This is a genomic window from Spirosoma koreense, from assembly GCF_054777875.1.
The window spans coordinates 2,188,721-2,202,411 of record NZ_BAAHAC010000022.1; the positions used below are offsets into that span (position 1 = coordinate 2,188,721).

Consider the following 13,691-nt stretch of genomic DNA (forward strand, 5'->3'; position numbering starts at 1 on the left):
TATCCATTCTACATTATTCATTATCCATTAACTAATGTCTTATAAAACAGTCCACATCAATCCGGGTTCGCTGTCTCAGTCGCGGGCATCGGTGTTAGTCATTTATACGGGCGGCACCTTTGGAATGGTATACGACCGCACCGCCGGGCCCCAGAAAACAGGTCAGCTGGTTCCCTTCGATTTTGAGCGCGTGCTGGATCGATTACCCGAATTGAACCGGCTCGATTTTAAAATCACCCTGCTGACCCTGAACGAAATCATCGATTCCTCGAACATGAAGCCTGCCGTGTGGGTCGAGCTGACGCAAATCATCCAGCAGCAATACGACCACTACGACAGTTTCGTAATCCTGCACGGCACCGATACGATGGCGTATACTGCTTCGGCATTGAGTTTCATGCTTGTGGGGCTGAGCAAACCCGTTATTCTGACGGGTGCCCAACTGCCGATTGGCGTAGCCCGCAGCGATGCCCGCGAAAATTTTATCACCGCCCTCGAAATCGCGGCCGCCGTCGATACGACTCCACAGCAGGAAGGTCAGCCGATCGTGCCGGAAGTGTGTGTCTATTTCAATTCGCTGTTGTTGCGCGGTAACCGATCGACCAAGCGCGAGAGTGTTCAATTCAATGCGTTTGCGTCTGAAAATTACCCGATTCTGGCCACGGCGGGTGTCAGTATCGATTACAATCGTCCGTTTATCCGGCCCTACCAACCCGATCAGGTGCTGCAGATTCGCACCGTACTGGACCCGCACGTAACCATCCTGAAACTATTTCCAGGCATCACCCAGGCCGTCGTCGAATCCATCGTCAACATACCGGATCTGCGTGGTATTGTGCTCGAAACCTTCGGGGCCGGGAATGCGCCTACCGATGACTGGTTTCTGGATACGCTCAAAGGAGCCATCGAGCGGGGTGTGCTGGTATTCAACGTGTCGCAGTGCGAAGGTGGCCGCGTGACGCAGGGCCAGTACCAGACCAGCAAGCAACTGCTGCAGATTGGTGTAGTGAGCGGAGCTGACATCACCACCGAAGCGGCCATTACAAAACTCATGGTATTGCTCGGCCGTGAACATGACCGCGGACGAGTAGCTACCAATCGCCTGCGGACGCTGCTGGAGGAGCCCATCAGTGGTGAAATGAGCGCCTGATTGGGTAGAAATAATGTTTTTTTGCCGGTAGGCGATTGCGTTTTTACAAACAAACGTGCATCTTTGCAGTCCCAAATGACACAGAGAGCTGCCGGAGTGGTCGAACGGGTCTGATTCGAAATCAGAAGTACTCGCAAGGGTACCGGGGGTTCGAATCCCTCGCTCTCTGCCAAAGTCCTTAACAAGGCCCGAGCCTCCTTCCCAAAAGGAGGCTTTTTTGTTGAATTAGAGCGTAATTTCCTCCTCAAGTACCTACAAACGTAATCAATCGGGAGCCCGTCTCGATTCGCTTAATTACCTGGTCTGTAAGCTCGAAAAAGTCTCTTTTATGTTGGCTGTAGTCAATCGGTTTAATCGGAGTCGAGAGGAGCATAAACGTTCGGTTTTTTCCGAAAGATTGTGCTCAAATTCGCTCTCTAAAAGGACCTTAAATAGTTTATTAAATTCGTCTATAATGTTTATAATCTAAATATTTGAAAATAGCATCGGGATAGACTTCTTCAATTAATTGAACTGAATTTTTTATTAAAGGGAGGTATATATCATTGATGTTGCCAGTGGTTATTGTGCGCCATATTGTAGGCCAATACCGAACAAGCATACCGCAATAATAGGATGATAAAAATAATAGAGAAATCGAGTTTAATGACTTGTTATTCAGGGGTTTAATAAAATATAGGTCACCTTTTTTGCTGTGGGCCATACTTGGAATTTTATATTTGTATTCAAAACCTTTAATGTCTGGATAAACAAACGTCCAACTTAAATAGGGTAGAGAAGAATCATTAGTCAAAGAACTAGCAATATTTTCATCAATTGCTAGCTGTTCTCTTATGAACTGGTCAGTAAGAAGCTCTGAATCTGAATCAGCAAAAGTATTGTTTTTTATATAAAATGAAGCGTAAGCATTTTTTATGGGAGAACCGTAATCCTGTTCTATAAAAACTTTCCCCTGAAAGACACTAGCTTTCCTACCAGTAACAGACTCGAAAGTATACTTTAACTCCGGAATTCGACTTAGTATATCTTCAAAGGAAAACGTAAAAGGTTTATCAATGTCAAACTCGTTTGAATACCAACCAACTACGTATCGGCTTCTGCTATAAAGAGCAATCCTTACAGGTTCTAAATTTGCTGTCACTGATATTAACTCTTTAAATGTACCGTTTACTAAATCGACCTTTAAAGAACCCCAATCATTTTTAGAAAAATCTTCTGCCCAGTTTTTTGCAGAAAGACCATGCGACTTTGCAAGTGAGCTTTCTTGTTTAATGGGATGTAAAAATAATATTAACCCTCTCGTTAATGCTAATACTCCGTAGTATAGTAATAAAGGTTTTATTAAGAAATCAGATTTGCTAGCACTTTCATAATAATTCCTACCTTGAACAAAATGAGCTGATATCTCTTGTGCTTTTTGTGTTTTTAAAGATTTTTTGTGTAAATTTTGAAATTCTCTTTTGAGGAAATCAACACTTTCATAGGAGACGAGCTCAGACCAAATAGTATTTATCATTATAATTTATAGATTATATCTATTTAGTATATAACTTATAACAGACAAGAAAGTCCAAAATTTAAATTTTGGACTTTCTTGTCTGTTATAAGTTATCCTAAGTCAATTGAACCAGTTACTTCGTAATCTTTATAATGTTCTCTCAAAAGCACAACACTTAAGCTTTTAAACATACGAAAGTATTCGTTAAAAGGTATTGTATGTGCTCCGTCAATCAGGAGGACATTAGATTCGTCGGTATGGGATTCCCACTTATCGATACAAAAAAATTTTATTCCAACAGAGTTATTTGACGCTAAATAAAAACTTGTACCAATTGGTTCAAAACGAGTTACATCTCCTCCTTGTTCTCGGAAAAATGCCTCTATTGTTTTTTCCTGATCCTCAAAGTCGGCTGCTGATGTTCCGACAAAATCATTAAACGATGTTTTTGCGATCATTTTACGCATAGTTATAATTATTGGTGTGTAAGCTCAAGTTATCGCCTAACAAAATGTTGCGCAAAAAAATTTAACAAAATATAAAATTATCTTTTTCGCGTCGTATATGGATTAAGTCTCATAAAGTTTTGGAGCCATTTCTCTGCTAGGAGTTTGTCGCCTAAGGCTTGTTTACTAGTAACGAGCTTTTGCCAAACTGACAGCCGGACTAAGCCGGTTAGTTGGTAAGACACTGTAAGGCTGTGATTCCGTATGACATAATAGAGAAAGACGAACGCAGCGGCTAAGCGCCAAACGGTCCCCAAAAGGAATATTCTAAGTAGCAGCTGTAAGCGTGATTTATAAAGAGTTGAATCGGTGGGCTCGAACGCGAATCATTGCACGGTCGTAAGTTGCTGTAAGTCCTCGTTTGACTCGATGGAACAGTAAACTAATTTTCTTAAACTTGCCTAAAATCTATTTTTTATGAATCCTGAATTCATTCTTGGGCAAATCAATAAAATGCTGTCAACCGAAGAATTGACAGATAGACAGGTAGAGATTTATCTAGCTGGTCTGACCGGGTATTCTTACACAATCGCTCAGTCGTCTCAACGAAAGTGGGGAGACGCCAATAGTAAAATCGACGAAGGTAACTTTTACCAAATTACGCCTGATGTAGAGGATGACGGCTTTTTTGATTGGTATTGTGAGGTCAGGCCTTATAATCAGTTTTTTAAGACTGTTGAAAATGCCCTGATACATTTTGCCTTTTATAGAAATCTTTGGGAAAAAACAGAGAAGTGAATACAAAACGCCCGGTTCAATCTGACCGGGCGTTTTTGCTAGAGTAAACTACAGAGTCCGTAATTACTGACAAGAAAATATAGTTCTACTCCCATCAGGGGATGTTACTTCGATAAAGCTACTACCAGGGCCAGTCCCGTAACCCGTTATTCTCCCTTGTGGAGCACCATTAATGCTGATTGTACAAGTACCATTTGGACCTGGTACTATTGTAAGAGGAAACCTAGGTCCACTAGGAGTTATTGGAAAAAATTCTCCACTGGCAGTTTGTATCCCTGATACTCTAAATCCTCCGGCACAGTTTCCTACAATACCACTAGCGTCTGGGCAAGGGTGATCTACTGCAAGCATTTGGCAGGACCACGGGAAAAAGGCTAAGACTATAAACCACACTAGGTTTAATAGTGTCTTCACATATACTTGTTTCATAATAAGGATTGTTTAATAATTACAATAATTAATTGTAAAATTATGAGTTATATTAATATATATTATTGCTTTTATCTAATGGCAATAAAGTGCCCAATTCAACTGATTTGGGCGTTTTTTTTTGACCTAACCTATTATCTTACAAAAGATTACATAATTGTATACACCTGTTTACCACCCTGCCAGATTATTCGAAGTGTCTGGTGCCGGTTGGTAACCTTTGATCGATATACGTTTAGGCATGAGAAAGCAAGAACGCCGTTTTGTTGATTACCGAGGCTGAGGGGGATATGATCACATCGGGATCGATCTTGCAGTTATGCTGCAACGCCTGATTCAACTTCAGTTCAGCGCTGTTAAAGACATCGACGATCCGGGCGTTTAGAACAAAGTGGTTGGAGGCTTTACAATCCAGCAGGACTTTTTAACGAACTGATTGGCTTTGATCTTATAGATGGCCCGACGTTTCTCAACAATACCGGAAAGTGAGTTCACTACGCATTGCAGCATGACTGCCTGCGTGTCGTCATTAGACTTTTGGTACGCAGAATAATCTTCACGGTTGCCGGCATAGTGCCAACCGGTCGTCCAATAGTTAACAGGAACATAATCTACTTAAATCACTCCCGTTCATTCCTGAACAAACGCCAAAACTTAAGTAGCTGTATAGTGCCGGCTAAAAATGAGGAAGATTATTTTTTATTTATAGTATAGTTGCTCATTCTCTGCCAAAACATCAGTAAAACAAAGTCTCCTGATAATAAGGAGACTTTGTTGTTGGTTTAAAAGGAAAATTCGGCGATATTGACCAATGGGTTGCCGTACCAGTGTAATATCACCCCCGTTCTAATAGTAGATGAACGGCAGTTTAGTTAGAAGCACCGGCGGTCAAACAACCTCGGAATCGACTAGTCAACGCGTACAAAATTTCAAAACAATGAAAGTGCTGATCAACCGTTTGTTAGGCTTATTTCGACAAAAGGGTTTTTGGGGGTATCCTCCTGTATTGTGGTGTTTGTGGGCAATAGCCATAGTTGCATTCTTTGTCACAGTAATGACTATTGCCGCTGAACGCGGTCAGGTGATCTGGTAAATGAAAGCCCAGGACTCAATATGCTTGGCTTGCTCTCACTAAAAATTGTGTAACCATAGACTCGGATGCCCTTCATCCATATGGGTAAGCTCATACCGATTTATGTCCATTGGTTGCTTATTGCCAGGCGCTAAACCGGGATTATTATCCTTGTCGGCCAATTCCGGACTTAACTGGTCGATGACCAAGCTATGCCTCAATAGTAGAAAACAATTTTCAGATTGCGACTTGATTATTCGTTTGGCGACCACATAGTTGATACAAGGCGCCATCTGTCTCAATTCTCCGATACGTGCACACTTCTCATTGCCCTGTGACGGCTATTACGATTCGTTGACATTCGTTACTTCATATTCTTTTGACGTTTTCCTGATGCCTTTGTCCTTCAGCATCTGGCCTATTCCGTTGACCAGATCGATGGACGCTTCAATCTCCGCTTTACGAATGGCGACGCTTTCAATATTGAAGCCGAAAGGAATGGACCGTTCCAAACAGAACGTGGTCAGCGCTGAGGCAATGTCGAGGCAGAGCGTGACCGATTTTTCAAGCATATCTTCCGATGACTTCAGCTCTTCTTTCAGTGCATCCGGTACATGAATACCCAGCCATTCCATAAAATGCAGCGTTTTAACCGATCCGCAGGCAGTAAGGGTGAAAATGACCGTCGGGGGCTGAATCTGCTGCTGGTTACAGCGGTGGGTCAGGTCTTCGATCACCTGTTTGGCGTAGTCGAGGTTAAACACACACTGTGAAATGAAGTAAGATACCCCGCAGTTCATCTTGTCCAGTATCCTGACATCCTCATCATTCAGCAGGTTATGCCTCTCGGGGATCGTTACTGCCCCGATAACTGAAGTGTCCTGGTGCCTGCTCCATATTTTATAAGCGTCTGAAAGATTGGTTTTTACGGGGAAATCAGGGGCCGGTACGCCGACAAATACAGGATAGAAGTGGTGCTCATGCAGTCCTTCCAGCCAATCGGCCAGCTCGTCGCCGGAGAACTTACCGGCAGGGCGGTAGATTATCTTGGGGATCGTCAACCCACTCAGGTAGCCGGAGGCAAATACAAACGGATCGAGCGCAGTTATAAACGGAAAGGGTCTTTCTTCTGTGGTCCGGGCCGACTCATCCTGTACGTCATACACGACGAGCGCATCGATATCCAGGCCAGCGAGTCGTTCAATCGTTTTTTGGGCGATCTCGGCAACTCGTTCAGGTTGAGTACCGGCTTTGGGTGGTGTAATGCCGTAAAGCATCACGCCTGATTCTGCGGATTTAATTTTCTTTAGAAACATTTTCTTGCTGGAACAAGGGGCTCAAGTTCCCTCATCCGGTTTTAGGTACTATGTAATGAATAGTTCGCTGTTGTCGCTTGTACTTGAGTCAAGCAATGGCCCTGTCATCTCACTTATCGATGTCTCAACGGCTAAAATTGAGTTTACAAAGCAAAGTATATAAAGATTAGCCGTATATAAAACTCGTCCTTGCCAGTAAACGAGGTCAACCGCCGATCTCCTGGGGCTTTTTCCGTTTGCTTAGCGATTTTTGCGGTTGTCAGGCAGACGGGCGCGCAGGCATCGTGCAGGATTGGCGTAGCGGGCAGGTGTGACCAAAAAGTCGTGGTATACCGCTGGTCATAAAAAAGCCCGTCTGCTGAGCAGACGGGCCGGTTCAGGCAAAAAATCGGTGGATACAATCGGTTAGACGAACCAGGCTTTCGGTAGTCACTAGCTACTGGCCAAAAAAAGTTCGGTCGCTTCGTTTCTCAATGAATTATGTGTTTTTGGATAAATATATCGTTAATATTTATAGGATAATAAAATAGTTAATAAGTTGATTCTGTAGAGATTAAGTTAATTTGCTAGTGAAGACAATAACGGATAAAGTAAATATATTTACCGAACTTTCTTTAGCTTAAAGTCACCGGCTATGTGTATATTCACTGATAGTTTGCCCGGTCTTTCTGGCTTATATACTCTGCTAAAGACTCGGTAACCTTATACGCTTTATAACCAACTCAAGCTGATGAAAATGACTAAACAACCCATCGATTACCGCGATCTGCTCAAACGCTACATGTGGCAGGTGTGTGAGGTTCAGGGTCTTTCGTTTATCGATCATTGCAGCACCGGACAACAGTATCCCGCTGTACCTAAATTTACGCCCGAAGAAATTGCTGAGTTGGTCAGCATCGAAAATGAGCTGTTCAGGGGCTGGAGACCATGACATTAACCTGGACATTTTATCCGAAAGGGCAACCGGCTGTTACACTGACCGTCGTTTACTTACCGGCACTCGACCAGCAGAACAGGGCCTCGGGAGGCTTTCTGATTGTTCCCCGGAATACAGCCTACGTAGACTGGCGCACATACCAGCGCTTCGATACCAGCGATGTACAGGGGCGAAAAGATGCGTTCGGGCAACTGGAGCGTGTATGGGATACGAACAAAATAGACTCGCTACTCATCAGCTAGTTTTCCGGTGCAAAAGATTGGGCATCGATTTTGGCCGCTAACTAACCCGTTCATTCTTTCTTCATACGTTTAGCTTACCTTTGAGGCTAAGTATACCGTTGCGGCTTTTTGGTTATGGGAAAGAAATCGCTGGTGCCGGGTCCATGGACCTTGATTTTTTTTATCGCTGGCTTACTAATGCTGTTTATTCTGAGCTGGCTCTGGAAGGCACTCGTCTAGACACCAGCGGCTGCATTCACGCTACCGGACCATACTCCGCGCAACCGGTTGCCAAATTCAGACGCTTCCTTGGCCGGCTTTTCAAGAACCCATACCTTTGACGCACACGGCGAGCCTTCGCCCACAGTTCAGGAACAACGTAACTTTTACATGGCAACCGTATTCATCACGGGGGCGGCTGGTGGACTTGGCCACACCGTCACCCGGACATTATTGACCCAGGGACATCGCATCATCACCACGCGGCATCGGGACGAAGATCCGCAAAAATTACCTTCAGAAACTTCGGGTCTGCTGGTTACGTACGAAGTCGATCTGGCCGATGAAGCACAGGTAGCCGCCGTTATCGAGCGGGCCGTTGCCGAACAGGGGCCTATCGATGCGGCCGTTTTGCTGGCGGGCGGTTATGCCGGTGGCTCGCTGCTGGAAACGACCGGCGCGCTGATCGATCAGATGATGACCATCAATTTTAAGACGGCCTACCACGTGGTTCAGCCCCTGTTTGCGCACATGAGCCAGCAGGCCACCGGCGGGAAGTTTATCCTGGTCGGGGCGCGTCCGGCGCTGGATGCCACGGCTGGGAAAGAGGCCGTAGCGTACGCCTTGTCGAAATCGCTGCTGGTTCAGTTGTCGGAGATCATCAATGTTTCCGGAAAGGCACATCGCATTGTTTCGACGGTTATTGCGCCGAGTATTATCGACACGCCCCTGAACCGGACATACATGCCCGACGCTGATTTTGACGCCTGGGTGAAGCCCCAGACCATTGCCGATACTATTGCTTTCGTGCTGTTTGGGGAAGGGCAGGCGCTGCGCGAATCGGTGCTGAAAATTTACAATCAGGCTTGATACCTACTCGACTATCCCTAACTCATTTCTTATGTGGCAGGAACAGGATAACCAACTGACGCGCGACTTTCAGTTCGCCGATTTCAGTGAAGCCTTTGCGTTTATGACGCGCGTAGCGCTTATCGCCGAAAAAATGGATCACCATCCGTGGTGGTCCAACGTATACAACAAGGTGACGATCAAACTAAGTACGCACGATGCGGGCAATACTGTTACCGACAAAGACCGAAAACTGGCCGCTGCGATCGATGAACTGATCAGCTAGCGGATCTTCGTTAGTCGGCTACTACGAATGACTCTGGACTGGCCACGATCGACTATTTTTACTCCATGAAATTATTTCTTGTGCCGACGCCCATCGGTAACCTGGACGATATTACCCTGCGGGCCATTAAAACCCTGCAGCAGGTCGACGCGATTCTGGCGGAAGATACGCGCACGTCGGGTGTTTTACTACGCCATCTCAACATCAGCAAACCGCTTCATAGTTACCATATTTTCAACGAGCACCAGACCGTGCAGCGGCTGGTGAGTCAGCTGAAAGAGGGTAAAACCCTGGCCCTGGTGTCCGACGCTGGTACGCCGGGTATTTCCGATCCGGGTTTTCTGCTGGTGCGGGAGTGCATCAAAAACGATATCCCTGTGGAGTGCCTGCCGGGGCCGACGGCGTTTGTGCCGGCGCTGGTGAACTCAGGCTTGCCGAACGACCGATTTACGTTCGAGGGATTTTTGCCGCATAAAAAAGGCCGCCAGACCCGGCTCACCGAACTGGCCGAGGAAGAGCGAACGATGGTGTTTTACGAATCGCCCCACCGGTTGCTCAAAACCCTGCAACAATTTGCCGACAGTTTCGGCCCCGACCGTCCGGCCAGCGTCTCGCGCGAACTGACCAAGCTATTCGAAGAAAACCAGCGCGGTCCGTTGTCTGAACTTATTGCGTATTTTGCCCAAAAAACAATAAAAGGTGAGCTTGTCATTTGCGTTCAGGGAAAAGAACCGAGTCGGAAGACCAAACGGGTGTATGAAGAAGAGGCTGATGAAGATGAGTAGTTATTGGCTTGGAGCAATGGGCTCGGGGCGCGGGTATAAAGGGCGATTGGGTGCGCTGTTCTTTATTCTCGCTCCATTATTCATTATTCATTATCCATTAGTTGGTCAGACGCTTTCGCCTTCATCGCAGGTCAGCCTGATTACCTACGGGCCGGGCGACGATGATATTTCGTCGGCGTTTGGGCATACCGAAATTCGGATCGTCGACCCGGTACTGGGCATGGATCGCGATTACAGCTACGGCGGTTTCGACTACAATGCCGACGGGTTTATCCTTAAGTTTCTGCGGGGTACCCTGCCGTACTTCGTGTCGGTGCATAATCTGTATCAGGTCATGTACTATTACCAGCAGAACAACCGCAGCATCCGCGAACAACCGCTGAACCTCTCGCTCAGCCAGCGGCAACGGTTGTTTGCGGCCCTGGAAGAAAACTACCTGCCCCAGAACCGGACCTACCGGTATAAATTTTATTACGACAACTGCGCCACCCGCCCCCGCGATATGATCGTGAGTGCCTGTGGCGACAGCCTGACGATCCCGTCCCGCTTGCGCCCGACGGGAAAATCGTACCGCGACTGGATGAACGACTACCTCAATGAGCAGCCCTGGTATCAGCTGGGAATGAACCTGGCCATTGGTCATCCGGCCGATGAACAGACGGACGGCTGGCGCGCCATGTACCTGCCCGACCAGGTGCACGACCAACTGGCCCGCGCAACCCTGCAGCAGCCCAACGGCCAGTCGATTCCGCTGGTGCGGGATGATCAGACCCTGTTTGCGGCCCAGAAGCTTTTCCGCCAGCAGGTGCCGCTTTTTCTCGATCCAGACGTAGTATTCGGGATTTTGGGTGTCGTGGTAGCGCTGTTCACCATCCGTCGGTATCTGGTGTCGGGCAAAGTAGACCGCTGGCTCGACCGGTTTCTATTTGGGGTTTCGGGCTTCCTGGGGTGGTTTCTGCTGATTCTCTGGATCATTCGGGACGATGGCGTAACGGGCTGGAATCCTACCTTGCTCTACTTCATGCCCCTGCATCTCCCGCTGATCTACTGGGCAACGGGGGGGCAGGCGACGGCCCGGCGACGTACCACGTATTTCGGGATTACGGCAGTCCTGTTGGTAGCCGGGATGCTGCTCTCGCACATCCCCGGTGGTTTCGATGTCGTGTTTCCGTTGACGTTGTTGATCCGTTGTATCGTGAACATGCAGCCCGTACGCCAGGGCTATCGAACGCCAGCTCTGATGGAATAAACGACGAAATGGACAGAAAACGGTCGTAGAAAAGGGGTAGGTTGGGCCAGAACGCTACTTTCTATCGGAAACCCTGTTTCCGTCACTACCCATGAAACGTCTGCTTCTGCTGGTTATTCTCTTTCGCTTTGTCGACCTCGCGGCTCAGCCCGTCGAGCGTTTTGTAAAAATCGTTATCACACCCGACCACGCCGACTGGCTGTATAAAATCGGTGAACCTGTCAAGTTCAATATCTCGGTTTATAAGAATAATGTCCTGCTGAAAGGTGCCAAACTTCGCTATGAGATCGGGCCGGAAAAAATGGCACCCATCAAAAAGGAAACCGTCACTCTGCGCGACGGCACCCTGGCGCTGGACGGGGGCACGATGAAAACGGCGGGGTTTCTGCGCTGCATCGCTTATGTCGATCAGGATGGTAAAGAGTACAAAGGACTGACCACGGCGGGTTTCGAGCCCCAGGCCATTAAGCCTACTGTTGCTAATCCGGCCGATTTTAAAGCCTTCTGGGACAATGCCAAAGCTGATCTGGCTAAAATTCCCGTCGATGCCCGCATGACTTTATTGCCCGAGCGTTGCACTGAACTAACGAACGTTTATCACCTCAGTCTGCAGAATATCAACAGTTCCCGCTTCTACGGCATTTTGTGTATCCCGAAAAAAGAAGGGAAGTATCCGGTTATTCTGCGCGTTCCGGGAGCGGGTGTTCGGGCTTATAATGGCATGATCGCTGAAGCCGATAAAGGGTTCATTACGCTCGAAGTAGGTATCCACGGCATTCCTGTGACCATGGACCCCGGTGTGTATGTCGACCTGGCTCGTGGACCACTCAATGGCTATCAGATGGCTAATCTCGACGATCGAGACCGGTATTATTACAAACGGGTTTATCTGGGCTGCGTGCGCGCGGTCGATTTTCTGGCGAGCTTACCCCAATACGATGGGCAGAATATGGCCGTGACCGGTGGGAGCCAGGGGGGCGCTCTGTCGATCGTGACGGCGGGGCTCGATTCGCGCATCAAATGGCTGGGGGCCTATTACCCGGCCCTGAGCGACGTTACGGGCTACCTCAACGGGCGGGCGGGCGGCTGGCCGCATCTGTTCGCGGGGAATGATCTGGCGTACAACAATAAGCCCGATCGGATCAAAACCACGGGGTATTACGATGTGGTTAATTTTGCCCGGATGGTCAACGTGCCAGGGTATTATTCGTGGGGCTTCAACGATGAAGTTTGCCCGCCAACGTCCATGTATGCCGCCTACAACGTAATTCCGGGCCCTAAAACCCTGGACACCGAGTTTCTCGACACGGGCCACTGGACCTATCCGGAGCAGACCGAGAAAATGACAACCTGGCTGCTGGGAAAGCTGAAAGGAGTTAAATAACAGCAGAAGAAACCAAAAAGAACACCGATTCTTATGATCTTTATGACTTGATCCGTTAAAGTCGTAAAGATCATAAGAATCGGTATTTTAGTTTAAGAGCTGCACATGAGAAATAAGATCACGCGCTTCGGTCTGGTAGGCTTGCTGGCCCTCGGTACATTGGCCACGCAGGCTCAGGATAATGCATTGCTGTACGAAGTTACGGGGCCGGGGCTGGATAAACCATCGTATCTCTACGGTACGTTTCATTTGGTTTGTCCTACCGATCTGACGATTACGGATGCGATGAAGAAAGCCGTAAGCGAAAGCGATCAGGTATACCTAGAACTGGACATGGACGATCCGACGTTGATGAGCGACATGCAGAAAGCCATGCTGTTGCCGTCAGGCAAAACCCTGAAAAGTCTGCTTAGTCCCGCCGATTATACCCTGCTGGACAACTACCTGACCCAGAAAATGAACATCGGACTGGCGCAGATGGGGGGGCTCAAACCCATTGCCCTGCTGTCGATGATGTACATGACGGTGTTGCCGTGTCAGCCCGCTTCTTACGACCTGACGTTCGCGCAGATGGCTAATGAACAGAAAAAGAGCGTTCTGGGCCTGGAAAATCTGTCGGCTCAACTGGCCGCCATCGATCAGATTCCGCTGGAGGAGCAACTGAAAGGCCTGGTCGATATGGCCCGCAAGCCCGACGAAGCGAAAAAAGAATTTTCGGATTTCATTGCCCTTTATAAAAGCCATGACATCGCAAAGCTCATGAATGCCATGAAAACCAGCGAGTTTAGCGGGGGCGATTTTTCGCAGTACGAAGAAGGGCTGCTGACCGAACGGAACACCAGCTGGATTCCAGTCATCGAGAAGGCGGCCAAAGAAAAACCGACTTTTTTTGCTTTCGGCGCCGGTCACCTTGGCAACGAAAAAGGAGTTATTAACCTGCTCCGGAAAAAAGGTTATACCGTGAAGCCAGTGGAATAACGCCGATGCGTAACCGGTATAAACCCAAAAAAGCCGACTGGTTCGGCTTTTTTGGGTTTATACCAGGAATCGAG

At 47.7% G+C, this 13,691-nt stretch carries 13 protein-coding genes and 1 tRNA gene; 11 read left to right on the forward strand and 3 right to left on the reverse strand.

What is annotated here, in order from left to right:
- The first annotated feature begins 34 nt into the window (after positions 1-34).
- Both ACYVC2_RS22580 and ACYVC2_RS22585 read left to right on the forward strand, forming a co-directional pair.
- Positions 35-1,150: an asparaginase gene (locus ACYVC2_RS22580; protein WP_461105985.1), complete on the forward strand. Its 1,116-nt coding sequence runs from the start codon at positions 35-37 to the stop codon at positions 1,148-1,150.
- Positions 1,151-1,232: 82 nt separating this feature from the next.
- Positions 1,233-1,322 (forward strand) — tRNA-Ser (locus ACYVC2_RS22585).
- Positions 1,323-1,589: 267 nt separating this feature from the next.
- Here the strand turns inward: ACYVC2_RS22585 and ACYVC2_RS22590 are convergent.
- Both ACYVC2_RS22590 and ACYVC2_RS22595 read right to left on the reverse strand, forming a co-directional pair.
- On the reverse strand, positions 1,590-2,666 hold the full coding sequence (locus ACYVC2_RS22590; RefSeq protein WP_461105987.1) for a YaaC family protein: 1,077 nt from the start codon (positions 2,664-2,666) through the stop codon (positions 1,590-1,592).
- 92 nt (positions 2,667-2,758) lie between these two features.
- The gene (locus ACYVC2_RS22595) at positions 2,759-3,115 is read right to left on the reverse strand and encodes a hypothetical protein (RefSeq protein ID WP_461105989.1); all 357 of its coding nucleotides are present in this window, start codon (positions 3,113-3,115) and stop codon (positions 2,759-2,761) included.
- Between the two features lie 456 nt (positions 3,116-3,571).
- On the opposite strand from ACYVC2_RS22595, the gene ACYVC2_RS22600 reads away from it, so the two are divergent.
- Positions 3,572-3,892, forward strand: a complete 321-nt coding sequence (locus ACYVC2_RS22600; protein WP_461105991.1) for a hypothetical protein — start codon at positions 3,572-3,574, stop codon at positions 3,890-3,892.
- A gap of 1,845 nt (positions 3,893-5,737) precedes the next feature.
- Here ACYVC2_RS22600 and ACYVC2_RS22605 read toward each other — a convergent pair.
- A complete protein-coding gene (locus tag ACYVC2_RS22605) occupies positions 5,738-6,670 on the reverse strand; it encodes a methylenetetrahydrofolate reductase (RefSeq protein ID WP_461105993.1) in 933 nt (310 codons plus the stop codon).
- Positions 6,671-7,439: 769 nt separating this feature from the next.
- Between ACYVC2_RS22605 and ACYVC2_RS22610 the strand changes: the two genes are divergently transcribed.
- The 8 genes from ACYVC2_RS22610 to ACYVC2_RS22645 all read left to right on the forward strand — a co-directional run bounded on the left by ACYVC2_RS22610 (position 7,440) and on the right by ACYVC2_RS22645 (position 13,617).
- Positions 7,440-7,640 carry a hypothetical protein gene (locus tag ACYVC2_RS22610; RefSeq protein ID WP_461105995.1) on the forward strand — a complete coding sequence of 67 codons (201 nt, stop codon included), beginning with the start codon at positions 7,440-7,442 and terminating at the stop codon, positions 7,638-7,640.
- On the forward strand, positions 7,637-7,888 hold the full coding sequence (locus tag ACYVC2_RS22615) for a hypothetical protein (RefSeq protein ID WP_461105997.1): 252 nt from the start codon (positions 7,637-7,639) through the stop codon (positions 7,886-7,888). The genes ACYVC2_RS22610 and ACYVC2_RS22615 overlap by 4 nt, the downstream gene beginning before the upstream one ends.
- 369 nt (positions 7,889-8,257) lie before the next feature.
- On the forward strand, positions 8,258-8,956 hold the full coding sequence (locus ACYVC2_RS22620; protein ID WP_461105999.1) for an SDR family NAD(P)-dependent oxidoreductase: 699 nt from the start codon (positions 8,258-8,260) through the stop codon (positions 8,954-8,956).
- A gap of 31 nt (positions 8,957-8,987) precedes the next feature.
- Complete coding sequence (locus ACYVC2_RS22625; RefSeq protein WP_461106001.1) at positions 8,988-9,221, forward strand: 4a-hydroxytetrahydrobiopterin dehydratase; 234 nt, start codon at positions 8,988-8,990, stop codon at positions 9,219-9,221.
- Positions 9,222-9,286: 65 nt separating this feature from the next.
- Positions 9,287-10,006, forward strand: coding sequence for a 16S rRNA (cytidine(1402)-2'-O)-methyltransferase (gene rsmI, locus ACYVC2_RS22630; RefSeq protein WP_461106003.1), 720 nt, complete (start codon positions 9,287-9,289; stop codon positions 10,004-10,006).
- Positions 9,978-11,255 carry an Lnb N-terminal periplasmic domain-containing protein gene (locus tag ACYVC2_RS22635; protein WP_461106005.1) on the forward strand — a complete coding sequence of 426 codons (1,278 nt, stop codon included), beginning with the start codon at positions 9,978-9,980 and terminating at the stop codon, positions 11,253-11,255. Before rsmI ends, ACYVC2_RS22635 begins: the two co-directional genes overlap by 29 nt.
- A gap of 91 nt (positions 11,256-11,346) precedes the next feature.
- Positions 11,347-12,639, forward strand: a complete 1,293-nt coding sequence (locus ACYVC2_RS22640; RefSeq protein ID WP_461106007.1) for an acetylxylan esterase — start codon at positions 11,347-11,349, stop codon at positions 12,637-12,639.
- A gap of 105 nt (positions 12,640-12,744) precedes the next feature.
- On the forward strand, positions 12,745-13,617 hold the full coding sequence (locus ACYVC2_RS22645; protein WP_461106009.1) for a TraB/GumN family protein: 873 nt from the start codon (positions 12,745-12,747) through the stop codon (positions 13,615-13,617).
- Positions 13,618-13,691: the final 74 nt, after the last annotated feature.

Bases quoted from the DNA above. Each gene is read 5' to 3' on its own strand.
- ACYVC2_RS22600 (WP_461105991.1), top strand. From the start codon at position 3,572: ATGAATCCTGAATTCATTCTTGGGCAAATCAATAAAATGCTGTCAACC.
- ACYVC2_RS22580 (WP_461105985.1), top strand. From the start codon at position 35: ATGTCTTATAAAACAGTCCACATCAATCCGGGTTCGCTGTCTCAGTCG.
- ACYVC2_RS22615 (WP_461105997.1), top strand. From the start codon at position 7,637: ATGACATTAACCTGGACATTTTATCCGAAAGGGCAACCGGCTGTTACA.
- ACYVC2_RS22590 (WP_461105987.1), bottom strand. From the start codon at position 2,666: ATGATAAATACTATTTGGTCTGAGCTCGTCTCCTATGAAAGTGTTGAT.
- rsmI (WP_461106003.1), top strand. From the start codon at position 9,287: ATGAAATTATTTCTTGTGCCGACGCCCATCGGTAACCTGGACGATATT.
- ACYVC2_RS22640 (WP_461106007.1), top strand. From the start codon at position 11,347: ATGAAACGTCTGCTTCTGCTGGTTATTCTCTTTCGCTTTGTCGACCTC.
- ACYVC2_RS22595 (WP_461105989.1), bottom strand. From the start codon at position 3,115: ATGCGTAAAATGATCGCAAAAACATCGTTTAATGATTTTGTCGGAACA.
- ACYVC2_RS22645 (WP_461106009.1), top strand. From the start codon at position 12,745: ATGAGAAATAAGATCACGCGCTTCGGTCTGGTAGGCTTGCTGGCCCTC.
- ACYVC2_RS22620 (WP_461105999.1), top strand. From the start codon at position 8,258: ATGGCAACCGTATTCATCACGGGGGCGGCTGGTGGACTTGGCCACACC.
- ACYVC2_RS22625 (WP_461106001.1), top strand. From the start codon at position 8,988: ATGTGGCAGGAACAGGATAACCAACTGACGCGCGACTTTCAGTTCGCC.
- ACYVC2_RS22610 (WP_461105995.1), top strand. From the start codon at position 7,440: ATGAAAATGACTAAACAACCCATCGATTACCGCGATCTGCTCAAACGC.
- ACYVC2_RS22605 (WP_461105993.1), bottom strand. From the start codon at position 6,670: ATGCTTTACGGCATTACACCACCCAAAGCCGGTACTCAACCTGAACGA.
- ACYVC2_RS22635 (WP_461106005.1), top strand. From the start codon at position 9,978: ATGAAGAAGAGGCTGATGAAGATGAGTAGTTATTGGCTTGGAGCAATG.